The sequence below is a fragment of the Streptomyces sp. NPDC057302 genome (assembly GCF_042667685.1).
In the GTDB taxonomy this organism is placed as follows: domain Bacteria; phylum Actinomycetota; class Actinomycetes; order Streptomycetales; family Streptomycetaceae; genus Streptomyces.
Genome location: NZ_JBHUZJ010000009.1, coordinates 17,720 through 43,119, shown reverse-complemented (window position 1 = coordinate 43,119; position 25,400 = coordinate 17,720). Strand labels below are relative to the sequence as shown.

The following is a 25,400-nucleotide window of genomic DNA, read 5'->3' as shown; positions in this document are numbered from 1 at the left end:
CCGCACCGACCGCACCGACCGCACCGACCGCACCGACCATGCCCGCCGTACCCACATCCGGAACCACAACTCTGCTCGTCATCGCCAAGGAGCCGCTGCCGGGGCGGGTGAAGACGCGCCTCTCCCCGCCCTACACCCCGGAGGAGGCCGCCGAGCTTGCCGCGGCCTCGCTCGGCGATACCCTCGCCGCCGTGCTCGCGGCGCCCGCCCGGCGACGCGTCCTGGTGCTCGCCGGACGGCCTGGGCCCTGGCTGCCGCCCGGCATCGAAGTGGTGCCCCAGTGCGCGGGCGGCCTGGACGAACGGCTCGCCGCGGCGTTCGCCCAGTGCTCGGGACCGGCCCTGCTTGTCGGCATGGACACCCCCCAGCTCAGTCCCGCCCTCCTCGCCCCGGCCCTCGGCCCCGACGCCTGGCAGGACTGCGACGCCTGGTTCGGCCCTGCCGTCGACGGCGGCTTCTGGGCGCTCGGCCTGGCCGAACCCGACCCGGAACTGCTGCGCGGCGTCCCCATGTCCCGGCCGGACACCGGCGCCCTCCAGCGGGCCCGGCTCACCGGTGCGGGGCTGCGGGTGCGCGATCTGCCCCGGCTGCGTGACGTCGACACGGCCGACGACGCGGGCAGGGTCGCCGCCGCCGCGCCGGGCAGCCGGTTCGCCGCCATGCTCGCCCGCCTCACGGCGACAGCCGGGCAGACGACAGCCGGACAAACGGCAGCCGGGCAGACGGCAGGCGGGCAGACGGCAGGCGGGCAGACCACCACCAGACAACCGGCAGCCGCGCAGACCACAGTCCCGCCCTCCGCAGCCGGACACCCCGGCACAGGCGGCAGCCGATGAGCGCCGCGCCGCCGGACACGGCCCTCTGTAGGGCCGCCCCCGCCACCCCCTGGCGTGCCGATCCCTACACCAACGCCCTGCGCAACGGCCACGGCCCGCTGTTCCTGCGCCGCAGCGACGGCTGGCTGCTGCCCCTGGACGTCGAGCGGTGGTGCGGCGACGCCGACGCGGCGGACCTGTCCGCGCTGCGTCGCTGCGAGGGCAGTGTGCTCGACATCGGCTGCGGGCCGGGCCGCCTGGTGGCGGGAGCCGCGGCCCGGGGGCATCGCGTCCTGGGGGTCGACGTCAGCCAGGCGGCCGTCGACCACACGATCCGGCTCGGCGGCACCGCACTGCTCCGCTCCGTCTTCGACACGCTGCCGGGCGAGGGCCGCTGGGGGACCGCCCTGCTCATCGACGGCAATGTGGGGATCGGCGGCGATCCGGCCGCGCTGCTCACCCGCGTCGGTCAGCTGCTCGCCCCTGAGGGCCTGTTGATCGCCGAGACCGCGCCGCTCGACGTCGACGAGCGGGTGGAGGTGCACGTCGACGACGGGCACGGCGCCCTGGGCGAGCTGTTCCCCTGGGCCCGCCTCGGCACACCCGCCCTGCTGCGCCACGCCCGTCCGCTCGGCTGGCACCCGGCAGGTCAGTGGACCGCCGGCGGCCGTTGCTTCCTCGCCCTGCGCCGCGTCTGAAGGACCCGGCACAGGGCGGACCCCGCGAACAGCAGGGCCGTGACGGTCAGCCAGCGGTCGAGGAAGGCACCGGCCGGGAGCCCGGTGACGGACTCGTAGCGCTCCACCCCTCCGGCTACGAGCGGGAACCAGACCAGCAGCAGCAACCCGGACAGGAAGGCCGGAACGCGCGCGAAGTTGACCCACCCTCCACGGCTCCACTCCTCACGGCTCCACTCCCCACGGCTCCACTCCTCACGGTTCTGCTCCCCCCGGCTTCGCCGCCCACCGGCGGCCCGCAGGGCCCGGTCGGCGAGCGCGTACGCGGGCACGAACAACAGATCGTGCACCAGCGCCGCACCGACGAACCAGACGGCGATCAGCAGCCAGTCGCCCTCCAGGAGACGCACTCCCGCGTATCCCGCGAGCGCGAAAGAGCCGAGCAGCACGAGGGGTTGCAGCGGACCCTCGCCGTACCACCGGCGGAATCGGTGCGTGAAACCGGTCATCACAGCTCCCCGAAGGTCAGACGGGACACCCACTTGGTGTTGAGCACGCCGGGCGCGGCCGGGACGATGATCCGCGCCGGGTAGCCGTGGTCAGGGGAAAGATCCGCCCCGTTGACCCGCAGCGCGAGCAGCGAGCGCGGGTCGCGCACCTGGTTGTCGCGCAGGGCGGCCCTGCGGAAGGCCCCGCGCCGCTGCAAGGACTCCACGAGTACGCCCGGAGGGTCCTCGTCGAACCCGGCGAGGGCCGCGAGATCCCGCAGCCGTACGCCGTGCCACAGCTGGTCCGAGGTCGACCAGCCCTCCACGCACGCGATGGGCAACGCGGCTCCGTGCTGCGGGAGTCGGAGCAGATCGCTCCGGGAAAGCCTGACATCACCGCGCCCCCGTGGCCCGCTGACGATCAGCTGCCACAGCTCGCCCGTGTCCTGCCGCTCGATGCCCACCTTCGCGGCCGTCTTGTTGATCTGAAAGCCGTTCGGTCCGCTCCCCGGATCGCCGCCGCCGTGCGGGGCGAAGAGCGCGGTGCGGCGCAGCGGCCCGTCGAAGTTCTGCCCCGCCGTCGTGACGAACAGCAGCGCGGAGCCCGCGCCGACCATGCCGAGCGCCCCTCGCCGCGACACGGTCGGCTCGGCGGGCCGGGGCGCCACGAGTCCCCCCGCGTCGACCGGCTCGGGACGCGGATCCCGCAGCCGCTCGCGCCACCCCTCTTCCCGCAGCACACGGACGACCTGGGGCAGGCGCAGCACGACATGCGCCGCGAACGCGCCGAAGAACACCCAGGCCCCGTAGAAGTGCAGCGGGTAGAACGAGCCGGGAAAGAGGTACTCCAGCTGAACGTTGAGGACCCCGGTGACGAACTCGAACAGCGCGCCGCCGACCAGCAGGAGCAGCGACACCCGCTCCAGGGCGTGCCCCACCGACCGCGCCGGGGGCAGCGCGAAGAGCTTCGGGATCACCGACCACAGCTTCGCCAGGAGCACCGGGACCAGCGTGATACCGAGCGTGACGTGCAGGCCCTGGTTGAGGCGGTAGAGCCAGTGCGGGTCGGTCGGCCAGTCGAAGAGGTAGAAGCCGAGGAGGCCCTTGTCCGGTGTCTTGTCGTTGCGGGGTGACAGGTCCGGGTTGTACGCGGCGTACGACAGCAGGCCGGTCACGAACAGCACGGGGACACCGACCAGCAGGACGACGCCGAGAACCGAAGTGAGCCAGGGCCCACGCAGCGGGCTGCGCCAGAAACCGGGCTCGGCAGGGGAGGTCACACGTGGTGCGGGGGGCATGAATCGACCGTATGCCGGACCTTGCCCCCGAGTGGGCCCACGACTCATGACGAAACGCTGACATCGTCCCGCCGAGCCCCGTCACCCGCCCCACCTGCGCCTACCGTGCAGAGGTGAGCACCACTCAGCGCACCGGCCACCGCCGTGACCTGGCCACGGCCGCGGTCGCGGCGCTCCTCGTCGTCGCGGCCGTCGTCGTCGGGACCGCCGTCGAGCACGCGGACGGCACACTGCACCTCAACTGGCCTCCCCTGTACGCCCGATGGGATCCGCACGTCGGACCGGGCACGCCCGCCGCGCTCGCGGTCGCCGTCGCGGTGATCGCCTACGCTCCCGCCCTCGCCGCCCGGCTCCCCTGGCGGCCCCTTCTCCTGGCCGCATGGACCGCCTCCATGGCCTGGATCTGGTCGCTCGCGCTCATCGACGGCTGGCACCGCGGCGTGGCGCGGCGACTCACCACCAAGTACGAGTATCTCCAGGTCATCGACCGCTTCGAGGACATCCCGGCAACGCTGCGGGACTTCACCCGCCACCTCCTCATCGACTCCCCCGACCACTGGCCCGCCCACACCGCGGGCCATCCACCGGGCGCCACCCTCACCTTCGTCCTCCTCGACCGCGTCGGCCTGGGCGGCGGCGCCTGGGCCGGGGCCTTCTGCATCACCGTGGGCAGCACCGCCGTGGTGGCCGTGCTGGTCACCCTGCGCGCCCTGGCCGACGAGGAGACCGCCCGCCGGGCCGCGCCCTTCCTGGTCCTGGCCCCGGCCGCGATCTGGGTGGGCGCCTCGGCCGACGGCTACTTCGCCGCCGTCACGGCCTGGATGATCGCCCTGCTCGCGCTGGCGGCGACACGCAGGGTTCGCTCCCCCGCTGCCGCCGCTTTCGGCGCGGGCCTGCTGTTCGGCCTCGTCTGCTACCTCTCGTACGGCCTGACCCTGTTCGCCCTCGTCGCCGCCGCCGTCCTGCTCATCACCCGCACCCCGCGCCCGCTCCCGCTGCTGCTGGCGGGGGCGGCCCTGGCCCCGCTCGTCTTCACCCTCGCGGGCTTCAACTGGTGGGAGGCCTATCGCCTGCTGGTCGAGCGCTACCACCAAGGGGCGGGCGGCATCAGGCCGTACGGCTACTTCGTCTGGGCCAACCTCGCCTGCACGGTCCTCGTCGTCGGGCTCGCGACGGTGGCGGGCCTGCGCAGGACGCTGGCATCCGCACCCGGCGCGCTCAGCCGCCTGCGCACCGGCCGGACCACACCCGCCGACCGCCTGACCGCCCTTGTCCTGGCCGCCCTTCTGTCCCTGCTGGCCGCCGATCTGTCCGGCATGAGCAAGGCGGAGACGGAACGCATCTGGCTGCCCTTCGCCACGTTCCTGCTCGCGGCCACGGCGCTCCTGCCGACGGCGGGCCGCCGCTACTGGCTCACCGCACAGGCCGTACTCGCGCTGGCCGTCAACCATCTGCTGTTCACGGGGTGGTGAGCCGGGCCGCGCCCCGGGCGCGAGGCGGCCACCTCAGTCGGCCTTCCGGAACACCTCCGACATCCCGTCCCCCGTGTCGCGCCCCAGCAGCCCCGTCGTATCCGGCCCGAGCAGGCCGACGCGCAGGGCCAGTTCCCTGCCGTGTACGTCGACGGCCGCCTCGGTGAGACCCGCGAGGGCGTCGAGCGCGGCCCTGGAACGGGAACGCGCCACGGCCCCGCACCCCACGGCGACCAGCGCGGCAGGCCACCACCAGCAGGCGAGCAGGGCATAGCCGACCGCCCAGGCGGCCAGGCGCGCCGCGGCGCCGAAGGAGTCACGGGCCGACTGGATCTGCTGTACGGCGGGTTCGGGGAGGATCAGCCACAGGCGCGGCCACAGCGCGGCGAGGTCCACTCCGTAGGCGGCCTCGACTCGGTCCGCCGTGGCCTGCATACGGTCGCCGTACCAGGTGGGGCGGGTCGGCGCCCGCAGCGAGATACGGTCGCGGGCCTCGCTGAGAGCCTGGATCCGCTCCCCCGCCCTTCGCTCCACCCGCACCGCTCCGCCTGCTCCGGCCCTCGTCGGGTGGGCCTGCGCGACGGCGTCGTCGAGCTGCGCGTCCAGCGCCTTCCACTGCCGCTCGCGGCGTGCGGTGAGGGCGCGCGAGAGCGGATCACGGCCAAAGCGCAGCCAGTACGCCTCGGTCGCACCGCCGAGGAACTGCGCGGCGAGTGAGGCGGCGGCCGAGGTGAGCAGGACGAGCGCCACCAGGAGCGCGGCGGTTCCGGCCTTGTCCAGTGCGGGGCGGGCGGCGAGGTCGTCGAGGGTGGCGCGCAGCCGGTCGGCGTCGTGCCAGTGGCGGTGCCCCAGCGTGACGCCGACGGATGCGGCGGCGAGGAAGAGGGCGCCGGGCAGCACCAGCAGGTTCAGCCAGCGTTCGGTGAGCTTGCCGCCCAGGGTGGCGAGGAGTGGGTTCATGAGGCCGGGGGCCCTGCGGCGGTCACTGCCCGGGATCCAGTCGGCCCTTGCGCATGCGTGCTCCGTTGACCGCGCAGAGCGGGGCGGGCAGCAGGTCGCGGGCCCGCTCGAGCCGGGTGCAGTGGGCCGGACCCGGGCACACGGCCACCTTGATGTGCGGGGCGAGGCCGGGAGGTGTGACACGCCGGGACCTGTTCAGCAGCCCGCCCGCGGCCCCGGCCCTGCGCAGCGCGTCGTCGAGCGATGCGTAGCACTCGGCGATCTCCTCGGCGCCCGCGCCGGACCGCAGCAGTTCCCTCGCCCGCTCCGCCGCTTCCTGGACTCCTGGTCGGCGCACGTCGTCCGGGTCGCCGAGCAGGGAGCACAACGCGGCTGTGCCGCGGGGGAGTTCGGGGTGGTCGGGCGATACGGTCATGCTTCAAGTGTGCCGGAAAGCAGCCGGAGTTGAGGGTGAGTCGCCGTGCTGCCGGAGTCGACCGCAGAGGGGGCCACGAGGTGAGGGACGACGACCGGGACCGGCTCGTAGAAGCGATCCGTGCGCGTGTCACACGGGCCGCGACCGCGCAGAGGGGTGTGGACCGGGACGTGGTGTTCGGGCCGGAGGCGGACGCCGAACTCCGGTCGCTGCTCCGGAACGCGGACACCACGGTCGACCTGGAGGCCCGACACGTGGCCGGCTGGCTCTGCGCGGCTCGTGCGGCAGCCTCGTCCGACGCGGAGGGCAGTGTCCACGGGTCCATGGCCGGCACGCTGCTCTTCCCCGTGTGGATGGCCGATCCCGCGCTCGTACCAGCGCAGTTGACGGCCGGGTACGAGGCCACCGATCCGGCGGACCGCCCGGATCCCGCGAACGCGGACGGCCCCGACGAGTGGTCGGCCGAGTGCGCCGCTGCCGTCATCGCGGCCGAGGGCCGCCAGCACAGTCCGCCGCGGGGCGCCGGCGAGGACGAACTCCGGCTGTACGAGTTGGCCTCGCGGGTGGGCGCGTCCGTACCCACGCACGACGTTCTCCTCGCCCTGGCGATCGGAATGGGCAGCCTCGCCGTCCTCGCGACGCCGGAGCACGATCCCACGTACGCGACCCGGGTAGCCGATCTCACCTACGCGCTGTCCTTGGCCGAACGGCACGGAACGCGCGGCGCCGAACAGCACGGGCCGAACGCCGCCGACCAGCGCGGCCCGAGCGACGACGAAAGCCCGGACGCGGCGCTCCACCTCACCCACCGCACCCTCACAGGCCTTCCGGCCGACTCCCCCGAACGGCTGCTCACGCTCAGCAATCTGGGCATCCAGTTCCTCGACAGGTACCAGCGTTCGTACGACGTAGACGATCTGTACGAGGCGGTCGGCGCGGCCCGTGACGTGCTGGCCCAACTGCCCGCGCACAGCCCCCATTTAGCCCACTGCCTCAGCACCCTGGGCAGCTCCCTGCTGGCGCTGCGGCAGCGGGAGGGCGCCACGCCCGAGGAGTGCGACGAGGTGGTGGACCTGTTCCGCCGCGCCGCTCCCGACGACCCGAAGGGCCCTGCGGCGGCAGGCATCAACCTGGGCCACGGGCTCATCCTTCGCTATCAACGCGTGGGCGGACCACACGACTTGCACGAGGCGGTCGGCATTCTGACCGGGGCGCTGGACGCGGCACGGGAGGACCCGGCCCGGCAGACAGCCGCCCGCAGGGTCCTCGGCAACGCGTTGCGCGCCCGCTTCGCGCTGACCGGCGATGCGGGCGATCTGGACGCGGCCATCACGCAGCTGTCCGCCGTGGTCCCCGCGTCCGGGAAGCTGACACCCCGCACCGCGTCGCGGCTGATCGCCCCCGCGATGGCCCTGCACGCGCGGTACGGCCTCGACCCGGAAGGCAACGGCGCGGACCTCGTCGAGGCCCTGCGGCTGCTGCGTCTTGCCGAACCGCTCATGCCGGCGGGCCACCCGGAGCGGCCCGTGACGCTCAGCGACCTCGGGATGGTCCTGAGCTCCAGCTATCAACGCACGGGAGACCGGGCGGAGTTGAACGACGCCGTGCAAGCCCTTCGCGAGTCGGTCGAGCTCACTGCCGCAGGGCACGAGATGCTCGGCGTACGGCTGCTCAACCTCGGCATGGCCCTGGGCCTGCGCCACCAACTGACCGAGGACGGTGCGGACCTGCGGGAGTCCCAGGCGTGCAAGCGCCGGGCCGCCGAACTGCCGGGGCTGGGCGACGCGCACCGTGCGACGCTGCTCGGCTCCACGGCGATCAGTCGGATGACCGGACTCGGACGCGCCGCCGACCCGGCCGCCCAACTCGACGAAGCGATCGGGCTCTTCAGGGAGGCACTCGCCCTCACCCCGGCCGACGACCCCAAGATGCCGCGTCGGCGCCACAACCTGTCCATGGCTCTGATGACCCGCTGCCGCACGGCGCACCGGCTCGGCGACGCGCGGGAGGCACGCACTCTGGCCGACGCGGTGATCGCCGCACTGCCCGCGGACTCCCCCGACCTGCCCGGGGCCCTGGCGGTGGCCGCCGGCGCCCGGCTTTCGGGCCTGGGAGCTTTGCTGTCGTCGACGGTCCGCAACGAGGCGATCGCCCTGTTCCGCCGGGCGGTCGAGGTCACCCCGCCCGGCCACGCCAGGCGCACGCTGCGGCTGACGAACCTCGGCAACATCCTGCGGGAACTGCCGACCGGCCGCGACCGCCGGGCCGGTCTGCCCGAGGCGGCCGACGTGTTCCGGGCCGCGGCCCTGGAACAGCAGTGCGCGCCCTCCGAGCGTCTGGACGCCGCGAGGTCGTGGGGCGACACCTGGGCGGAACTCGGCGTGTGGGACCGCGCCTTGGACGGGTACGTGGTGGCGGTCGACCTGCTGCATTCCGTGGCCCCCCGCCATCTCGTCCGCGACGACCAGGAGTTCCTGCTGGGCCGGACCACCGGTCTGGGCGCCGCGGCGGCGGCGTGCGCCGTGCGCTGCGGCCGGCCCGAGCTCGCGGTGGGGCTCCTCGAACAGGCCAGGGGTGTGCTGCTGTCGCACGCCTTCGACGCCGACAGCGATCTGACCCGGCTCCGGGAGAGCGCCCCGGACCTCGCCGACCGCTTCGAGGAACTCCGCGAGGCTCTCGACACGGCGACCGAAGGCCGGGGATCGCCCGGCGCGCAGTTCCTGGGCGAAGGCCCCTCGGCCGCATCGCACGCGGCCGACGCCCGAGCCGACCGGCGTCAGCAACTGGCCGCCGAATGGCAGAAGCTCACCGACCTGATCCGTGCCTCGCACCCGGAGCTCGGTCTGCTGCGTCCGGTGCGGGAGTGGCACGAGCGGGAACTGCGCGCGACGGCCGCGGCGGGCCCTGTGGTCCTGGTCAACGTGTCCCCGTACGGGAGCGACGCGCTGGTCGTCGGCGAGCGGTCCATCGACGTCGTACCGCTCCCGGGGCTCGATCCGAAGACGACGACCGCACGCCGGAAAGCCTTCCAGGACGCGCTGGAACGCGTCGACGCGCCCGGAAGCTCCCGAAAGCAGTCGCAGCGCGCCCAGCAATCCGTGCGGGAGACGCTCGGCTGGCTGTGGCAGACGATCACAGGACCCGTCATCGACCACGTGGCCGTCCGGGCCGCGCCCGCCGCCGGACCACTGCCCCGCGTGTGGTGGTCGCCCGCCGGGGCCCTGGGCACGATGCCGCTGCACGCGGCGGCCCCCGCCGACGGCGCGTCCGGCGCCCTTGACCGGGTGGTCTCCTCGTACACGCCGACCCTGCGGGCGCTGCACCACGCCAGGCAACGCGCCGCGCGCCCGGCGGGCACCGGCGCGCTGGTCGTCGCCGTCGGCGAGGCTTCCGGCTTCGCAGCGCTGCCCGCCGCGCACCGCGAGGCCGAACACCTTGCCGGGCTGCTGCCCGGCGCCGAGGTGCTCACCGGCTCCGCCGCCACCCACTCCGCGGTGGTCTCCGCCCTGCACCGGCACGCGTACGCGCACTTCGCGTGCCACGCGGTGGGAGATCTCGAACGCCCGTCCGGCAGCAGGCTGGTCCTGCACGATCACGCGGAACGCCCGCTGACCGTCCGCGACCTCGCCCGGCTCCGGCTGCCGTCGGTGCGGCTCGTCTACCTCTCCGCCTGCGACACCCTGCGGACCAGCCCCGAACTCGCCGACGAGGCCGTCCACATCGTCAGCGCCTTCCAGATCGCGGGCTTCCCGCATGTCGTCGGCTCGCTGTGGCACGTCGACGACACGATCGGGGCCCGTGTCTCCCAGGGCGTCTACGAGGCGTTGAGCGAGGGCGGCGGCGCGCTGGACGTCGACCGGACGGCCGAGGCACTGCACTCCACGGTGCGCGCCCTGCGCGACACCTACCCGCAGACCCCGAGCCTGTGGGCCTGCCAGGTGCATGCGGGCCCCTAGAAGCCCAGGTCGGCCGGTCAGGGCGGCGGCGGGGACGAGCCCGGCGTGACAAGGCCGCTCTGGTAGGCGGCGGCGATCGCCTGGGCCCGGTCGCGCATGCCCAGCTTCAGGAGGATCCGCCCGAGGTGGGTCTTGACCGTCGCCTCGCCGATGAACAGATGGGCGGCGACCTCGGCGTTGGAACGCCCGTGCGCGACCAGGACGAGGACCTCGCGCTCCCGGCAGGTGAGCGCGGCCAGCTCCTGGGGCGCCGGCCTGATCCGCTCCGGCCGGGCGGCGAACTCGGCAAGGAGGCCGGCGGTCACCGCGGGATCCAGCCAGCCGTCCCCTTCGGCGAGCGCCCGCACCGCCCCCGCCAGCTCGTCGGGGGCCGCGTCCTTGAGCAGAAAGCCGGAGGCCCCGGCGCGCAGCGCCTGGTAGACGGCCTCGCTGACGTTGTACGTCGTCAGAACGAGCACCCGGGCCTCGCCGGGGAAGGCGTCGGCCGTGATCTGCCGGGTCGCGGCGACTCCGTCCGTGCCGGGCATCCGTACGTCCATGACGACGACCGTGGGGCGCAGTTCGGCCGCCAGGGCCACCGCCTCGTCGCCGTCGGCGGCTTCGCCCACCACCTCCATGCCGTCCTCGCCGGTGAGCAGCATGGCGAGCGCGGAACGCACCATCGCCTGGTCGTCCGCGAGCAACACCCGGATCACCGTTCTCCCCCTTCATCGGTACGGACATCATCGGTACGGACTTCTCCGGTACGACTCCTCATGACGCGGCCTCCCGCCGGAAGTGCTCCTGTGCCGGCAGGGTGGCGGCGACCCGGAAGCCGCCGTCCCCTACGGGGCCCGCGTCGAACGTGCCGCCGCAGACGGCCACCCGCTCGCGGAGCCCGAGCAGGCCGTGCCCGGTGGACAGTTCGGAGCGTGCGGTCACCGGGATGCCCTGCCCGTCGTCGCCGACCTCGATCCTCAGCCGCCCGGCGTCCCGGGCCCAGTCGAGGCGTACGACCGTCGCGGCGCCGGGGCCCGCGTACTTGGCCGCGTTGGTCAGCGCCTCCTGCACCAGGCGGTACGCGGTCAGGTCGACGCTCCTGGCGAGTACGGCGGGGTCGCCGGTCACTTCCAGGTGGGCCCGCAGACCGGCCTGGCGCACCCCGTTCAGGAGCGGTCCCAGGTCGGCGAGCCCGAAGCTCGGGCCCTCGGCGGCGAGCCTCTCTCCGGCGGTGCGCAGCACGAGCAGCATGTGCCGCAGCTCGGCGACGGCGGTCTTGCCGCTGGACTCGATCTGGTCCAGCGCCTGCTCGGCCCGGTCCGGGTCGGCCCGCAGCACATGGCGTGCGCCGCCCGCCTGGAGCACCATGACGGTGACCGCGTTGGCGACGATGTCGTGCAACTCCCTTGCCGTGCGCGCCCGTTCGGACAGTACGGCCTCCTGGGCGCGGGCCACCGCGAGCCCGTCCCTCACGGCCGCCGCCCGCCCCGCCCGCACCCACCGGCCGACGGCCCACACCTCCAGGTTGAGCAGCCCGTAGAAGCAGGCGACCCCGATCAGGGAGGTGAGCCGCTCCGCCGCGGGTACGTCGGCGAGCGCCGCCCGCACCGAGAGCGCCACCGGCACCGTCACGACGGCCAGCGCGAGCGCGGCCAGCCGGGCGCTCCGCAGGGCCGCGACGGTGTAGAGCGCGGCGAGCAGGGCCAGGGTCGGGCTGTAGTCGAACACCCCTGCCGCGGTGAGGAGTTCACCGCCGAGCGCGTGTGCCCACAGGTAGCCGAAGACCGCTTGAGGCGCCCGCCGACGTACCGCGAGCGCCGCGTAGCCGAGGACGGCGTACCCGACCGTGAGCAGTCGGTCGGCCAGGCCCACGTTCGGGAGGGCGAAGTCCGAGAAGAGGAACAGGTCGGGCAGCAGCAGGGCGAGGGCGAGCACCGAGTCCTGGACGGCGGGTGCCGCCCGGTACAGCCCGCCGATGGCGGCTCTGGGCCTGGACATCATGGTCCGGTCGGCGGGTGTTGTCCGTCGGGGCGGGTGCGCGGCCTGCCGGGTTGCGGCTTGTTGGAGGGCGGCTGGTCGGAGTGCGGCGGGTGCGAGTCGCCGGGGCGCGGCGGGTGCGGGAAGCAGGTGCGGATGACCCGGCAGGGCCCGGCCGCGAACGCGTCGAGCAGGTCCTCGTGGACGGCGGTCAGGCTCGCTTCTCCGGGCCCGGCGGTCATCGGCGAGTCGTAGCCGAGCCCGCGCATCGCCGCCCACAGGTCGCCGCCCGCGGCGAGCAGCGCCTGGGTCAGTCGGCGCTGGGTGAAGGGCTCGGCCTGGACCACGTAGCGGGACGGCCCCGCGAGCCGGACCACGCTCGCCGTCACGCCCGGCACGGGTTCGTCGGCGCCGAGGAGCTCCACTCCGGTCACGGCGATCCGCTCCACCGGTCCGCTCCCGGCGGGCACCGGCGCGATCACGGCGACCAGCTCCCCCCGCGGCTCGACGAGGAGGGGCGGCGGATCGGGGACCAGGAGCACGTCACGGTCGACGAGCAAGGCCCTGGCGCCGATCGGTTCGAGGGTGACGTCCACGGCCGTGACCAGCACGGTTGTCTCATCCACGGGGTCGCGCGAGTCGCTCATGGCTCCATGAAACTGCCTCGGCGGCACGCAGAAACGTACACCCTGGGTCGTACACCGCTAATCCACTCCAGAGTGGACGCGACGACAACCTCAATGGGCGCATTCTCATGGATGTCGGAAACTCGTCCGACGACCAGAAGGAGTCGGGAGACAGCCATGGGATACCAGGTCAAGTTCTACCAACTGCGGTGCATCGAGACCCAGGACGGCAGCGAGGACGAGACGTGGGTGGACTTCCGCGGCGGGCGCGTCTGGGGCCGTGGAGACATCAACAAGGGCGACGTCATCAACGTCAACAACGGGCCGTTCACGCTGTCCAACAGCGGCGCCGACGTCGTGTCCGTGTGGGAGGAGGACACCCTCGACCCGAACGACCACTTGGGCGACTTCCACATCAGCACGTCCGTATCGGGCCGCGGCGAGCAGGTCGCCGTGTTCCGGCAAGACGGCGCCCACTACACCCTCACCTACGAGGTGCGGCCGGACAATTGGTAGGCCGTGCCCCCGCGCGTACGTCGCGCCAGGCGTCCGGGGCCGCCATCATCGCGGCCCCGGCGCCCCCGCTCACACCGGTCAGGCGTTGGGATCGAACGGGATGCCGGCCGGCTTGGCCTTCTCCAGGTGGTAGTTGAAGTTGCCGTCCTTGAGTCCGAAGACGGCGCTGCCGAAGTCGGCCTGGCTCAGCTTCTCCCGCACTCCCGCGGGGTAGCCGTTCCAGCCGACGAGCCCGGGGAACTGCCAGGCCTGGCCGTGGTTCTCCGGCGGCTCGTCGTTGGAGTTCGCGGGGCGGAAGCAGTGGGTGCTCACGCCGTCCTTGTGGTAGACGACCTTGGGGTGTGTGCCGTCCCAGCGGATCTGGTCACGGCCGTAGACGTCGAAGTTGCCGTGGGCCGAGGTGGAGACGTAGCGGGCTTCGTCGTTCTGCACCCACACCACCACGTGCTCCCAGTCGTGGCGGTGCCCGCCGAGACCGCTTCCGGCGACGGCCTGATCCTTCTCGAAGTAGAGGCCGTACATGATGGCGCACCAGCCGTTGTTGCACTTGGACCGGGCGTACCCGTTGGTGTTGTCGAGATCCCAGGAGTCACGGCACTGCCCGTTGACGGCTCCCGACGGTTTGAGGCCCGCGTTGACGCTGCCGTCGGGGCCGATGGCAGGCGTCGGATAGCAGCCGTCCGTGTCGTAGTCGTAGGCGGGCTGGAACGTCTGCTCGAGGCCGTCGGCGTTGGGGGCCAGCGACGTGGGCGGATCCGCGAGCGCGCTGCCCGTAAGAGCGACGACCAGCGCGACGGCGCCGGCGAGGATGAACGACGCTCTGCGGATGCGTGAAGCCTTCTTCACCATGTCCTCCTGTTTCGTCGCGGGGTGGGGTCCCGCGACCGGTGGTGACATGCCCACAACAGGAGCCCCGCACGCACCCCCTGCCCCACCTATCCGACGCGCTCGATCCGCGCCTTGCGGATCAGGAACTTCCCGGCCTCGCGCACGTCCTCGAACGCCTCGTTGTTGAGCAGCACGCAGCTGCCGGACGTCGAAGTGACCTCCACCGTGGTGGACTTGGAGTTGTCCAGGTTCGTCACCTTCAGCTGCGTACCGACGGGGAACTCGTTGCTGGACGCGGCAGGCGCACCGCCCTCGCCGGACAGCGTGACGGTGGAACCCGCGCAGACGACCTCGCCCTCCGCTCCCGCGTCCGCGCCGCCCCCGGACTCCCCGGGCTCCCCGGGCTCCTCCGGCGACACCGTGGCCGTGGCCTCGCCGCCCGGCTCCTGCGCCGGCGGTTGAGCAGCGTCCCCACCGCCACCCGCTCCCTCCTGCGCACCCGCCCCGGCCTCCGCGCCCTCCCCCGCGTCACAGCCCGACGCCGTCTGCTTCCGTCCGATCTCCTCGATCACCGCTTCCCGATTGGCGATCCTGGCCGCGGACTGCGCGTCGGGATTCGCCCGCTGGTCCGCGATGAACTTCTCGTTGTTGCTCAGCGCGGTGGCAAGCCCGTCGCACGCCACCGACGCCTGGCTCGTGCCGGTCATCACCACCGCGGTCCCCGCCACCAGGGCGGCGGCGCCCACCATGAGGGCGACCTTCTTCTTACGGCTGAGGGTCTTCTTGCGCGACACGAGCGGCTCCTGTCCCCCGGCTGTGTACGCCACCGCCGGATGGGTTTGACGTGTGCCGTCACGTACGCGCGGCGACCCCTTTCGTCTCAACCGCCCCACCAACAACTTCCGTCCCGGTCCCGCACCCGGCTGCCTAAGATCACCGGCATGGCACTGCGACCCGTGAACGTGAACGTGAAGGCTCTCGATGACTCGGTGGTCGGTCGGTTCTGGGCGGAGGCGCTCGGCTGGGGTGTCTCCGGTGAGGCTCCCGGCGTGACCAACGTCGAACCCGGCGGCGACTTCGTGTGGCCGGATCCGTCCGCCCTCTGCGTCGACGTCGTCACCGTCCCGGAGCCCAAGTCGGCGACGAAGAACCGTACGCACATCGATCTCGCCACCACCTCGGCCGCCCATCAGGCGGAGTTGGTCGCGCGCCTGACGGCTCTCGGCGCGACCCCCGTCGACGTGGGCCAGGGCGACGTGCCGTGGACGGTCCTCGCCGATCCGGAGGGCAACGAGTTCTGCGTGCTCGAACCCCGCGAGGTCTACCGGGACACCGGGCCGATCGCCGCCGTGGTGGTCGACTGCGTGGATCCGCGAGCCATGGCCCGGTTCTGGGACGGGGCGACGGACTGGACCCTGCACGAGGTGAGCGACGACCACGCGGTGCTTCGCTCCTCCGAAGGGGTGGGCCCCTACCTCGAGTTCCTCCGCGGGCCCGGCGCGAAGACCGTGCCGGACCGTGTGCACATCGACCTGCTGCCCTGCCCCGGTGAGGACCAGGAGGCCGAGGTGGCCCGGCTGCGATCCCTCGGCGCCACCGACATCGACCTCGGCCAGGGCGATGCCCCGTGGACGTGCATGGCCGACCTGGAAGGGCACGAGTTCTGCGTCCTCGCTCCCCGTCCCGCGCTACCGCCCCAGTCCTGAATTCGCGCTTCTGTCCTGAACTCGCGCTCCATTCAGGGGAATTGAACCGGCCACGGAAATCCATTGCCTCCGCAGCGGCGCCCGGGGTGGGCCGACACCGAAGTTCCCGCCCCGATGGCCCCACTGGTATGCCTCAACAGGCCATCGTCGAGGCCTAGTTGACAGTTCAGTAAGCCTGGAGCCGACCGGTGGCCACGGCCCGGAGAACTCCCCTCATCACAGGTCACGAGGCACGCCCACTTCACCAACACAGCTGTAAGCCGTGGCCGATCGGTGTAGCCAGTCTCAAAGGTTGACCACAGATTCCACACATCCCCTCTTCATACCGGCCCCGATGGTCTAGATTGACCGTGCTTCAGCTGTTTGAGCACAAGGCGACCAATAATGATCTAGAGCAATTCGTGGAGCCCGAGACGGGCTTCGGGTGCGGGGGCACCCGGGGTTTCGACGGGTTCGCGTGCACGTCGAGTGGCCGACGGGACACGTGAGTGTGCTGTCGGCGGGGTGGGTTGTTCACACAGCGTTGAAGCAGCCGTGATGTCGTGCGCGGAAGGCGGGGGCCTTCTGCGGGGAGGAACAGCGCGGCGCGGGGGGCGGGGGCCTCCCGCGGGGAGAAACAGCGCGGGGGGAGGGGTCCTCTCGCGGGGGAAAACAGCGCGGGGGGAGGGGTCCTCCCGGGGGGAGGAACAGTGTTAGGCGAACACGTCGAACCACTGGCGGCCTGGGGGGTCCTGTGCAGAGGGGGGATTTAGCCAGCCCGTTTCCGTCGGCACGCGGGCATCTGACGAACGGGACGATCAGCGGGCCCGCGATCGACTGGGAACAGCGCTACCGCCGTACCGTGATCACCAGTGACACGGTGGCCACCGCCTTCGTGGTGGCGGCGATCGGCAACTTCTTCGGGGCCCGGGACGCGGCCAACTGGCACGAGAAATGGGTCATTCTCGCCTTCGGCACCGAGTTGCTGGTGCTGGGAGCACTCGCGGTGAGCCGGGCATGGGCTCCGGCCGTACTCGGCCAGGGGGCCGAGGAATTCCGCAGGCTCGGGCGCTCACTGTTCACGGCGGCCGTCGTGCTCGCGCTCGGCGGGATCGCCCTCACCTCACGCAACATCAAACTCTGGATCTTCGTCGCGATCCCCGCGATCGCGCTCATCACCATGACCGCGCGCTATCTGCTCCGCCTGCGCCTGCACAAACAGCGAAAGGCAGGACAGTGCCTGCGACCGGTGCTCGCCGCCGGGAGCCCGGCCACCGTGCTCGATCTGATCGGCCGGACCCGCAAGTTCCCGCACCTCGGCTGGCAAGTGGACGCGGTGTGCACCACGGACGGTCTGGGGATCGACGGTGACCACCTGGGCGGGGTGCCGGTCGTCGGCCAACTGACGGACGTCGCCAACCACGTCCGCCGCGACGGCTACCGCGTCGTCGCGGTCACACCGGACCCGCACTGGTCACCTGACCGGCTGCAGCGGCTGGCCTGGAACCTCGAGGGCAGCGATGCCGAGATGGTCGTGGCGCCGGTGCTGATGGAGGTGGCGGGACCGCGGCTGCACGTCGACGCGGTCCTCGGGATCCCGCTGCTGCGGGTCAGCATGCCGACCTTCTCCGGTGGCCGCCGGGTGGTCAAAGGCGTCGTCGACCGGCTGGGCGCGGCGGTCCTCCTGATGCTGTTCGCACCGCTGATGCTGTTCGTCGGGCTGCTCGTGCTGGTGGACAGCCGCGGCGGGGCGCTGTACAGCCAGCGCAGGGTCGGCAAGGACGGCCGCGAGTTCACCATCTTCAAGTTCCGCACCATGGTCACCGGGGCCGACGGGGCACGGGCCGAGCTGGCCGCCCGCAACGAAGGCGCCGGCCTGTTGTTCAAGCTCCGCCGGGATCCGCGCGTGACCCGGGTGGGATCAGTGCTGCGCCGGTACTCGATCGACGAACTCCCGCAGCTTTTCAACGTACTCACCGGATCGATGTCACTCGTCGGTCCGCGGCCTCCCCTGCCGGAGGAGTCCGCTGCGTACGGCCCGGACATCCGGCGTCGTCTCCTCGTCAAGCCCGGACTCACCGGCCTGTGGCAGATCAGCGGACGCAGCGACCTGCCGTGGGAAGAGGCCGTCCGCCTCGACCTGCGGTACGTGGAGGACTGGTCGCTCGCCCTGGACACAGTGATCTTGTGGAAGACGCTGCGTGCGGTGCTCTACGGACAGGGGGCCTACTGATGCGCGGGAATCGTCGTCCGTCCGGCGCGCGGACCGCAGGCCACAAGGGCCTGCCTGGGGGGAGAAGCGAGTCATGAGAGTCAGCGTTTTCGGGCTCGGCTACGTGGGCTGCGTATCGGCCGCGTGCCTGGCCAGCATGGGCCACGAGGTCATCGGGGTGGACGTCAACCAGGTGAAGGTCGACCTGGTCAACGACGGCAAGGCCCCGGTGGTCGAGGAGCGGATCGGCGAGCTCATCGCCGAGGTCGTGCGGACCGGGGCGTTACGCGCCACCGCCGACGTCCGCGAGGCGATCATGGGCAGCGAGGTGTCGCTCATCTGCGTGGGCACGCCGTCGGAGCCCAACGGCAGCCTGTGCACGACGTACTTGGAGCGGGTCACCGAGGAGATCGGTGCCGCGGTGGCCGAGCGGGGCGGACGGCAGACCGTCGTGTTCCGCAGCACCATGCTCCCGGGTACCTGCCTGAACCTTCTGGTGCCGATCCTGGAGAAGCACGTCGGCGGCACCGCCGGGGTGGACATCGGGGTCGCGGTCAACCCGGAGTTCCTGCGCGAGGGCACGAGCGTGCGGGACTTCTTCGACCCGCCCAAGACCGTCATCGGCGAGCTCGACCCGGCGAGCGGCGACGCGGTGGCGGCGCTGTACGACAGCGTGCCCGGCGAGGTGTTCCGGGTGCCGATCCCGACGGCCGAGGCCATCAAGTACGCGGACAACGCGTTCCACGGCCTCAAGATCGGCTTCGCGAACGAGCTGGGCGCCGTGTGCCAGGCGCTCGGGGTGGACTCGCACCAGGTGATGGACGTGTTCCTCGCCGACCGCAAGCTGAACATCAGCCCCGCCTATCTGCGCCCCGGCTTCGCCTTCGGCGGCTCCTGCCTGCCCAAGGACCTGCGCAGCCTGGTCCACGCGGCGCAGCGTGCGGACGTCTCGGTGCCCATCCTGTCGCACGTACTGCCCTCCAACTCCGACCATCTGCAGCGTGCGGTGGAGCTGGTGGAGCGCACCGGCAAGCGCCGGGTGGGCCTGCTGGGTCTCTCCTTCAAGCCCGGCACCGACGATCTGCGCGAGAGCCCGCTGGTCGAGCTGGCGGAGAGACTCTTCGGCAAGGGCTACGACCTGAAGATCCATGACGCCAACGTCAGCCTGTCCCGGCTGCTCGGCGCGAACCGTGAGTACATCGAGACCCGGCTGCCGCACCTCGCGCAGCTGCTCGCGGACTCCGTCGGCGAAGTGCTCGAACACGCCGAGGTGTGCCTGGTCGGAACCAGGGATCCCGCCGTGCTCGCGGCGCTTCCCCATGGCGAAGGACCGGTGCTCATCGACCTCATCCACCTTCCCGACGCCGACGCGCGCCGGGCCGAACCTGGGTACGTGGGCCTTGCTTGGTGAAAAATCCAGCGGCGACCGGCCAAACCGGCGCGCGCTGATTCTGGTGGAAAACCTGTCGGTGCCGTTCGACCGGCGGGTGTGGCAGGAGTGCACGACGCTGCGCGACGCGGGCTGGACGGTGCACGTCATCTGCCCCATGGGCAGAAAGCGGGACACGGAGGCGGAGGCGGAGATCGACGGGGTGCGGATCCACCGCTACCCGTTGCGCGCGGCCACCGGAGGTCCCGCCGGCTATCTGCGGGAGTACGGAACCGCGCTGTGGCACACGGCCCGCCTTGCCCGCAAGGTCGGCCCGGTCCACGTGGTCCACGCCTGCAACCCGCCCGACCTGCTGTTCCTGCCCGCGATGTGGCTGAAGCGGCGCGGCGCGCGGTTCGTCTTCGACCAGCACGACCTCGTACCCGAGCTGTACCTCTCCCGGTTCGACCGGGGCGAGGATCTGCTCTACCGCGGCGTGCGCGCGCTGGAGCGGATGACCTACCGGGCCGCGGACATCGTGCTGGCCACGAACGAGAGCTACCGCGACGTCGCGATACGCCGCGGCGGCAAGCGTCCCGAGGATGTCTTCGTGGTGCGCAGCGCACCGCAGACCGACCGCTTCCAACCGGTGGCGCCCGAGCCGGAGTTGAAGCGCGGCAAGCCCCATCTGCTGTGCTACTTGGGTGTGATGGGGCCTCAGGACGGGGTCGACTACGCCCTGCGTGCTCTGGCGAAGATGCGCGACGAGCTCGGACGGACCGACTGGCATGCGGTGTTCGTCGGCTCCGGCGACGCCTTCGACGCGATGGTGGAGCTGTCCCGGCAGCTCGGGCTCTCCGAGCAGGTGCAGTTCACCGGGCGCATACCGGACGCCGACCTGGTGCGCTATCTGTCCACCGCGGACGTGTGCCTCTCCCCCGACCCGCGCAATCCGCTCAACGACGTGTCGACCATGAACAAGGTCCTCGAGTACATGGCGATGGGCCGGCCGATCGTCTCCTTCGACCTCCGGGAAGCGCGCGTCTCCGCCGGTGACGCCGCCCTGTACGCGCCCGCCAACGACGAGTCCGAGTTCGCACGGCTCGTCGCGCTGCTGCTCGACGACCCGGAGAAGCGGGCCCAGATGGGCAAGATCGGCCAGGAGCGGATCAGCGGACAGCTTTCCTGGCAGAACTCGCAAGCGTCGCTCCTTGCCGCCTACGCCGTTGCCTGCCGTGCCCGCGCCACGAGATCGGCGGGCAACCCGGTTCGCACGGGGAGGAGGCCGCTCCGTTGAGCGATGACACGATACGCCTGGTCACGATCGGGCGGATTCTCCGTCGGCGCTGGCGGCTCCTCACCATCATCGCCGTGGTGGGGGCGCTCGTCGGCTACGGCACCTCGGTGCTGTTCCCACCGCGCTACACGGCGTCGGCGTCCGTCTTGCTGCCGGGGCAGTGGGAAGAGCGCGAGCTGCTGACCCAGGCGGAGGTCGCGACCAGTTCGGAGGTGGTCGACCGCGCGGCCGACACGCTCGGCTGGAAGGGCGTCAACGGCAGCGAGCTGCGCGACCGGGTGAGCGCCAAGGCCACCGACGGGAACATCATCAAGGTCTCGGGTACGGCCGAGACCCCGGAGCGCGCACAGCAGCTCTCCGACCGCATGGCCCAGCAGTTCGTCGCGTTCGCCGCGCGGATCGCGGGCGGCAACACCGATCCCGAAGCGGCTTCGGGACCGCAGGCCCTGCGCAAGAAGGTGGCGGAGACCAACCGCCGCATCACCGACCTGGCCAAAGCGGCCGATCCGGGGCAGACCGTGGAGAGCGTGCAGGCCCGCACCGCGCTGGAGAAGCTGCGGACCTCGCTGGAGGAGGCCATGAAGAAGCTCGAGCAGGCCGACCCGGCGAACGACAAGGGCGGCATGGTCGTCATGGGGCCCGCGGCCCGGCCGACCGGCGAGGCGCCGCCGACGAGGATGCAGCTCGTGGTCGCGGGGGCGGCGCTCTTCTTCCTGCTCGCGGTCATCGGCCACCTCGTCGCCGCGCGCGGCAACCGCCGGCTGCGCACCGAAGCGGAGATCGCCGCGGCGCTCGGCTCGGTGCTCATCGGCACCGTCGAAGTGCCCGGCGAACGGGCCGACCGGCAGAAGGGCCACGGCCCCCGGGCCTGGGTCCGCCGTCTCCTCGGCGTCGACACCCGGTGGGACCTGCCGACCCCGCTGGCGTCCGGCGACGAGGCCGGCAGACGGACCCGCTACCGGCGGGTGTGCAACCGCCTGCGGGTCCAACTCCCGGGCGCCAGACGCCTCCTGGTGGTCGTACCGGACGGCGACGACATCGCACGCCGGGCCGCCGGGCAGCTCGCCGCGGAGGCCAATAGTGATCCGCAGCTGCGGGTGGTGGACGTGTCGGTGTCCCGGCCGATGGTGCCGGACCGCGACACTGAGTCGGGCGCCCTGGTCGTGCTCAGCGCGGGCAACTGGACCGCGGGTGAACTCGGCGACATCGCCGAGGCGTGCGCCGACGCCAGACATGAGGTCGTCGGCATCGTCGTCGCCGGCTCGGTCCGGGCCCGTCCGGCGCACTCCGCCGACCGTTTCTCGGACACCGCCACTCCCGCGCTCGCGGCTCGCGGCCAGGCGACGGGAGGTTCGGCGTGACGACGAGCACGACTTCGGAGTCGTCGGCGGCCACTCCGCTGCTCGACCTGCAAGGGCTGGTGGTCGCGGTGCGCAGGCGCCGCCGCCTCTGGTGCTCCCTCGCTCTGCTGGGGCTGCTCCTCGGCGCGGCGCTGGCGGTCCTGCGTCCGCCGCCGCCGTCCGCGGTGACCAAGGTGCTGGTGGCGCACCAGGGGGACCAGCCGAACGACACCGGAACACTGATCCGCACCGACGTCGAGGTGCTGCAGACCACACGGATCGCCGACAAGGCCCTCAAATCCCTCAAGTCCCCTGACCTGCCACAGGACTTCATGCAGGACTACCGCGGCACCGGTCTGACCAACAACATGCTGCAGATCGATGTGACGGCCGACAGCGACGCGCAAGCCGTGGCCCGTGCCGAGGCGCTGGCGAAGGCGTTCGTCGCGGACCACGTGCGGCGGATGCAGGAGTCGGCGAAGGCCGAGGCCAAGGCCCTGCGTGACCAGCGTGACCGGATGCGGGGGGAACTCGCCCAGGTCAACAAGGCCATCGGGGACAGGTCGCCGGAGAGCGACCCGGAGTCGTCGGCGAGCATCGAGTCGCTCTTCGCCCAGCGGGCCGAACTCACCTCGCGCATCACCGACTTCGGGCAGCGCGCCGAGGAGGCGCGCATGGGTACGCCCCAGCTGATCGCCGGTACGCAGATCGTGGACGCCCCGCGTGCGGTGCAGCACTCCCTGCCCAAGACCCTGGTCACCGACGCCGCGATCGGGGCCGTCCTCGGGCTGGTCCTCGGGCTCGCGGTGGCCGCGGTCGGCTCGGTGGTGGCGGACCGCCCCGTGCTGCGCCGGGAGATCGCCACGAACCTGGGCGCCTCGGTCATCGCGGAGCTGCGCCGCGCACCCCGCCGCCCCGCCAGGCTGTGGCAGCGCGGACGGACCCGGGCGGCGCGCGAGCGGCTCACCGCGACCCTGGCCCGCGCCGTGCGTGGCTCCGCGGAACCGGTGTCGCTGCTCGAACTGGGCTGCGCGCGCAGCACGAGCGAGATCGCCCTGGACCTCGCGAGGGCCATGGCGGCGGAGGGCCCGGTGGTCGTCATCGACGGACTGCCGGCCCTGCAGCGCGCGGCCCGCGGCGAGAAGCCGGGCGACCCGGCGGTGGTCGGCCTCGAGAGCGCCGCGGCCATGCCGCGGCACGTGCGCAGGCTCGGCGTCGGCTCGGTCGCGCCCGGCACGGCGTGGACCGGTCTCCAGGACCTCGGTACCCAGACCGTGCTCGTCGTGCGCGCCGGGCACGGCAGTACCGCGTGGCTGCACACGGTGGCGCGGCAGCTCGCGGACCTGCTCATTCCGGTGATCGGTGTGGTGCTGATCGACCCCGATCCGCGGGACCGGACCGACGGCACCCTGTGGGACGGCCTGCACACCGCGCTTCGCGGCCACAACGAACGCCTTGCCCGGCAGAACGCGACGGGCCGGCTGCTGACCGAGCAGCCGTCGTGGGCGGTACGAGTCCCGGACAGCGACCAGGAGGCGCGGTAGCACATGTGTGGCATCGCAGGCACTTACCGATGGCCGGACGGGAAGGTCGTGACCGACCGGCTCACCGACACCCTGGCCCACCGCGGCCCCGACGGGGCAGGCCGGTACAGCCACCGCGCCGGTGACGGCGACGTACAACTGGGGCACCGTCGCCTCGCCATCATCGACCTGTCCGAGACCGGCGCCCAGCCGATGGTCTCGGACGGCCTCGCCCTGACCTACAACGGCGAGCTGTACAACGCACCTGAGCTGCGAGCCGAGTTGGAGGCCTTCGGGGTGCGCTTTCGCGGCACCTCCGACACCGAGGTGCTCCTGGAGGCCTGGCGGCGCTGGGGCACCGACTGCCTGCCCCGGCTGCGCGGCATGTTCGCGTTCGGGATCTTCGACGAGCGCACCGGTGAGCTGGTGCTCGCCCGCGACCAGCTCGGCATCAAGCCGCTGTTCCTGCTCCGGCGCGGCGGGGGCCTGGTGTTCGCCTCCGAGCTCAAGGCGCTCGCCACCGCCACCGGCGGGTCGCTTGAGGTCGACCATGCGGCGCTGGTGGCCTCGCTGCTCTACTACTGGGTGCCGGACTCACGGTGTGCGTTGCGCGAGGCGGAGAAGCTGCCGCCGGGGAGCTGGCTGCGGTGCCGGTCCGACGGCCGGGTGGAGCGCGGCCAGTACTGGAACCTCAAGGACGTCGCCGCCGAGGGCAGGGAGCGGGCCCGCAGCGGTGACCTGCCGGATGTCGCTGCCATCGTCGAGGAGTCGACCCGCCGCCACCTCCTCTCGGACGTGCCGGTGGCGACCTTCCTCTCCGGCGGTCTCGACTCCAGCTATCTGACCGCGCTCGCGGCGCGCGACCGGCCCGGGATCTCCGCCTACACGATCGGATTCCGCGCCGAGGACGCCAAGTTCGAGGCGATGCCGGACGACCTGCGCTACGCCCGGCAGGTGGCCGAGCAGTTCGGCGTCGACCTGCACGAGATCGAGATCGCCCCTGACGTGCTCGACCTGCTGCCGCAGATGACGTATCACCTGGACGAGCCGATCGGCGACCCCGCCGCGATCAACACCTTCCTGATCTGCCAGGCCGCCCGGGAGGCCGGGGTCAAGGTGATGCTCTCGGGGATGGGCGCCGACGAGCTGTTCGCCGGTTACCGCAAGCACCTGGCGAACCTGATCGCGCTGCGCTACCAGCGTGTCCCGCGGCCCCTGCGGCGCGGTCTGTCGAGCGCCGTGGACCGGCTGCCGGTCGCCACGGCCCGCCGGGGCTACCGGTCGGTGCGCTTCGCGAAGCGGTTCCTCTCCTTCGCCGATCTGCCGGAGGAGACCGCGTTCCGGCGCAGCTACACGATGTACGACCAGGACGAGCTGCTCGCCCTGATCAATCCGGACCTGGCGGGGACGGTCGACGACGTACTGACCGAGCACGCGGACATCTACGAGGACAACGACCTCGACGACTTCGTCAACCGCATGTGCCTGGGCGACGCCCGGATGTTCCTGCCGGGCCTGAACCTCGCCTACACGGACCGCTCCAGCATGGCCGCGTCGACCGAGGTGCGGGTGCCGTACGTGGACGTCGAGGTGGTCAAGGCGGCGTTCGCCGTGCCCGGCGACCGCAAGATCGTCGGACGGCAGGGCAAGGCCGTGCTCAAGGAGGCGGCCACCTCGATCCTGCCCAAGGAGATCGTCTACCGGCCCAAGGGCCTGTTCAGCGCCCCGCTGCGCGCCTGGATGAGCCGGGACCTGGCGCCGCTGGTGCGCGAGGTGGTGAACGACGGCGTGCTCGTCAACTCCGGGTTCCTGCGCCGCGACGCGCTGGCGCGCATGGTCGCCGAGGACGCCGCCGGGCAGCGGGACTTCTCCAAGCATCTGTGGCATGTGCTGACCCTTGAGTACTGGTATCGCGGCGCGACCTCTGGCTCCGGCCAGAGCCGGGCGGCTTGAAGACGGTGTGGAAA

General features: G+C 72.2%; 20 protein-coding genes and 1 pseudogene. 12 read left to right on the top strand and 9 right to left on the bottom strand.

The features are described from left to right. Window positions 1-38: 38 nt before the first annotated feature. Both ACFUPX_RS09570 and ACFUPX_RS09565 read left to right on the top strand, forming a co-directional pair. Window positions 39-677, top strand: a pseudogene (locus tag ACFUPX_RS09570) (DUF2064 domain-containing protein); the annotation flags it as partial. A 155-nt stretch (window positions 678-832) separates the two neighbouring features. Next, complete coding sequence (locus ACFUPX_RS09565) at window positions 833-1,513, top strand: class I SAM-dependent methyltransferase (protein WP_383318714.1); 681 nt, start codon at window positions 833-835, stop codon at window positions 1,511-1,513. Here the strand turns inward: ACFUPX_RS09565 and ACFUPX_RS09560 are convergent. Both ACFUPX_RS09560 and ACFUPX_RS09555 read right to left on the bottom strand, forming a co-directional pair. Next, window positions 1,465-2,001, bottom strand: coding sequence for a hypothetical protein (locus tag ACFUPX_RS09560; RefSeq protein WP_383318711.1), 537 nt, complete (start codon window positions 1,999-2,001; stop codon window positions 1,465-1,467). The genes ACFUPX_RS09565 and ACFUPX_RS09560 overlap by 49 nt on opposite strands. Beyond that, the gene (locus ACFUPX_RS09555) at window positions 2,001-3,278 is read right to left on the bottom strand and encodes a molybdopterin-dependent oxidoreductase (RefSeq protein WP_383318708.1); all 1,278 of its coding nucleotides are present in this window, start codon (window positions 3,276-3,278) and stop codon (window positions 2,001-2,003) included. Before ACFUPX_RS09555 ends, ACFUPX_RS09560 begins: the two co-directional genes overlap by 1 nt. A 113-nt stretch (window positions 3,279-3,391) precedes the next feature. On the opposite strand from ACFUPX_RS09555, the gene ACFUPX_RS09550 reads away from it, so the two are divergent. Continuing rightward, a complete protein-coding gene (locus ACFUPX_RS09550; RefSeq protein WP_383318705.1) occupies window positions 3,392-4,750 on the top strand; it encodes a hypothetical protein in 1,359 nt (452 codons plus the stop codon). Window positions 4,751-4,783: 33 nt separating this feature from the next. Here the strand turns inward: ACFUPX_RS09550 and ACFUPX_RS09545 are convergent, their stop codons facing one another. Beyond that, window positions 4,784-5,710, bottom strand: a complete 927-nt coding sequence (locus ACFUPX_RS09545) for a hypothetical protein (RefSeq protein ID WP_383318702.1) — start codon at window positions 5,708-5,710, stop codon at window positions 4,784-4,786. 22 nt (window positions 5,711-5,732) lie between these two features. Further along, on the bottom strand, window positions 5,733-6,125 hold the full coding sequence (locus tag ACFUPX_RS09540) for a hypothetical protein (protein WP_383318699.1): 393 nt from the start codon (window positions 6,123-6,125) through the stop codon (window positions 5,733-5,735). An 80-nt stretch (window positions 6,126-6,205) separates the two neighbouring features. On the opposite strand from ACFUPX_RS09540, the gene ACFUPX_RS09535 reads away from it, so the two are divergent. After that, a complete protein-coding gene (locus ACFUPX_RS09535) occupies window positions 6,206-10,081 on the top strand; it encodes a CHAT domain-containing protein (RefSeq protein WP_383318696.1) in 3,876 nt (1,291 codons plus the stop codon). Between the two features lie 17 nt (window positions 10,082-10,098). Here the strand turns inward: ACFUPX_RS09535 and ACFUPX_RS09530 are convergent, their stop codons facing one another. Genes ACFUPX_RS09530 through ACFUPX_RS09520 form a run of 3 tightly spaced genes read right to left on the bottom strand, consistent with a single transcriptional unit; the run spans window position 10,099 to window position 12,684 of the window. Further along, entirely contained in the window at window positions 10,099-10,776 is a 678-nt protein-coding gene (locus tag ACFUPX_RS09530) for a response regulator (RefSeq protein WP_383318693.1), read from the bottom strand. Window positions 10,777-10,834: 58 nt separating this feature from the next. After that, window positions 10,835-12,061, bottom strand: a complete 1,227-nt coding sequence (locus ACFUPX_RS09525) for a sensor histidine kinase (protein WP_383318690.1) — start codon at window positions 12,059-12,061, stop codon at window positions 10,835-10,837. Next, window positions 12,058-12,684: a hypothetical protein gene (locus ACFUPX_RS09520; RefSeq protein WP_383318687.1), complete on the bottom strand. Its 627-nt coding sequence runs from the start codon at window positions 12,682-12,684 to the stop codon at window positions 12,058-12,060. Before ACFUPX_RS09520 ends, ACFUPX_RS09525 begins: the two co-directional genes overlap by 4 nt. 156 nt (window positions 12,685-12,840) lie before the next feature. Here ACFUPX_RS09520 and ACFUPX_RS09515 point away from each other — a divergent pair, with 156 nt between their 5' ends. Next, on the top strand, window positions 12,841-13,179 hold the full coding sequence (locus tag ACFUPX_RS09515) for a hypothetical protein (protein ID WP_383318684.1): 339 nt from the start codon (window positions 12,841-12,843) through the stop codon (window positions 13,177-13,179). Between the two features lie 78 nt (window positions 13,180-13,257). Here the strand turns inward: ACFUPX_RS09515 and ACFUPX_RS09510 are convergent, their stop codons facing one another. Next, window positions 13,258-14,025 carry an NPP1 family protein gene (locus ACFUPX_RS09510; RefSeq protein WP_383319038.1) on the bottom strand — a complete coding sequence of 256 codons (768 nt, stop codon included), beginning with the start codon at window positions 14,023-14,025 and terminating at the stop codon, window positions 13,258-13,260. A gap of 89 nt (window positions 14,026-14,114) precedes the next feature. Further along, window positions 14,115-14,801, bottom strand: a complete 687-nt coding sequence (locus ACFUPX_RS09505; protein ID WP_383318681.1) for a hypothetical protein — start codon at window positions 14,799-14,801, stop codon at window positions 14,115-14,117. A gap of 147 nt (window positions 14,802-14,948) precedes the next feature. Between ACFUPX_RS09505 and ACFUPX_RS09500 the strand changes: the two genes are divergently transcribed. The 7 genes from ACFUPX_RS09500 to asnB all read left to right on the top strand — a co-directional run bounded on the left by ACFUPX_RS09500 (window position 14,949) and on the right by asnB (window position 25,386). Continuing rightward, window positions 14,949-15,713, top strand: a complete 765-nt coding sequence (locus ACFUPX_RS09500) for a VOC family protein (protein ID WP_383318678.1) — start codon at window positions 14,949-14,951, stop codon at window positions 15,711-15,713. A 733-nt stretch (window positions 15,714-16,446) separates the two neighbouring features. Next, window positions 16,447-17,925, top strand: coding sequence for a sugar transferase (locus ACFUPX_RS09495; protein ID WP_383318675.1), 1,479 nt, complete (start codon window positions 16,447-16,449; stop codon window positions 17,923-17,925). Between the two features lie 73 nt (window positions 17,926-17,998). Next, a complete protein-coding gene (locus ACFUPX_RS09490; RefSeq protein WP_383318672.1) occupies window positions 17,999-19,315 on the top strand; it encodes a nucleotide sugar dehydrogenase in 1,317 nt (438 codons plus the stop codon). Beyond that, window positions 19,305-20,570, top strand: coding sequence for a glycosyltransferase family 4 protein (locus tag ACFUPX_RS09485; RefSeq protein ID WP_383318670.1), 1,266 nt, complete (start codon window positions 19,305-19,307; stop codon window positions 20,568-20,570). Before ACFUPX_RS09490 ends, ACFUPX_RS09485 begins: the two co-directional genes overlap by 11 nt. Further along, window positions 20,567-21,931, top strand: coding sequence for a Wzz/FepE/Etk N-terminal domain-containing protein (locus tag ACFUPX_RS09480; protein WP_383318667.1), 1,365 nt, complete (start codon window positions 20,567-20,569; stop codon window positions 21,929-21,931). The genes ACFUPX_RS09485 and ACFUPX_RS09480 overlap by 4 nt, the downstream gene beginning before the upstream one ends. Then, complete coding sequence (locus ACFUPX_RS09475) at window positions 21,928-23,454, top strand: Wzz/FepE/Etk N-terminal domain-containing protein (RefSeq protein WP_383318664.1); 1,527 nt, start codon at window positions 21,928-21,930, stop codon at window positions 23,452-23,454. The genes ACFUPX_RS09480 and ACFUPX_RS09475 overlap by 4 nt, the downstream gene beginning before the upstream one ends. Before the next feature lie 3 nt (window positions 23,455-23,457). Then, a complete protein-coding gene (gene asnB / locus ACFUPX_RS09470; RefSeq protein WP_383318661.1) occupies window positions 23,458-25,386 on the top strand; it encodes an asparagine synthase (glutamine-hydrolyzing) in 1,929 nt (642 codons plus the stop codon). Window positions 25,387-25,400 lie beyond the last annotated feature (14 nt).

Coding starts and splice junctions, on each gene's coding strand:
- asnB (WP_383318661.1), top strand. CDS start 23,458: ATGTGTGGCATCGCAGGCACTTACCGATGGCCGGACGGGAAGGTCGTG.
- ACFUPX_RS09525 (WP_383318690.1), bottom strand. CDS start 12,061: ATGATGTCCAGGCCCAGAGCCGCCATCGGCGGGCTGTACCGGGCGGCA.
- ACFUPX_RS09515 (WP_383318684.1), top strand. CDS start 12,841: ATGGGATACCAGGTCAAGTTCTACCAACTGCGGTGCATCGAGACCCAG.
- ACFUPX_RS09545 (WP_383318702.1), bottom strand. CDS start 5,710: ATGAACCCACTCCTCGCCACCCTGGGCGGCAAGCTCACCGAACGCTGG.
- ACFUPX_RS09555 (WP_383318708.1), bottom strand. CDS start 3,278: ATGCCCCCCGCACCACGTGTGACCTCCCCTGCCGAGCCCGGTTTCTGG.
- ACFUPX_RS09540 (WP_383318699.1), bottom strand. CDS start 6,125: ATGACCGTATCGCCCGACCACCCCGAACTCCCCCGCGGCACAGCCGCG.
- ACFUPX_RS09490 (WP_383318672.1), top strand. CDS start 17,999: ATGAGAGTCAGCGTTTTCGGGCTCGGCTACGTGGGCTGCGTATCGGCC.
- ACFUPX_RS09520 (WP_383318687.1), bottom strand. CDS start 12,684: ATGAGCGACTCGCGCGACCCCGTGGATGAGACAACCGTGCTGGTCACG.
- ACFUPX_RS09560 (WP_383318711.1), bottom strand. CDS start 2,001: ATGACCGGTTTCACGCACCGATTCCGCCGGTGGTACGGCGAGGGTCCG.
- ACFUPX_RS09565 (WP_383318714.1), top strand. CDS start 833: ATGAGCGCCGCGCCGCCGGACACGGCCCTCTGTAGGGCCGCCCCCGCC.
- ACFUPX_RS09500 (WP_383318678.1), top strand. CDS start 14,949: ATGGCACTGCGACCCGTGAACGTGAACGTGAAGGCTCTCGATGACTCG.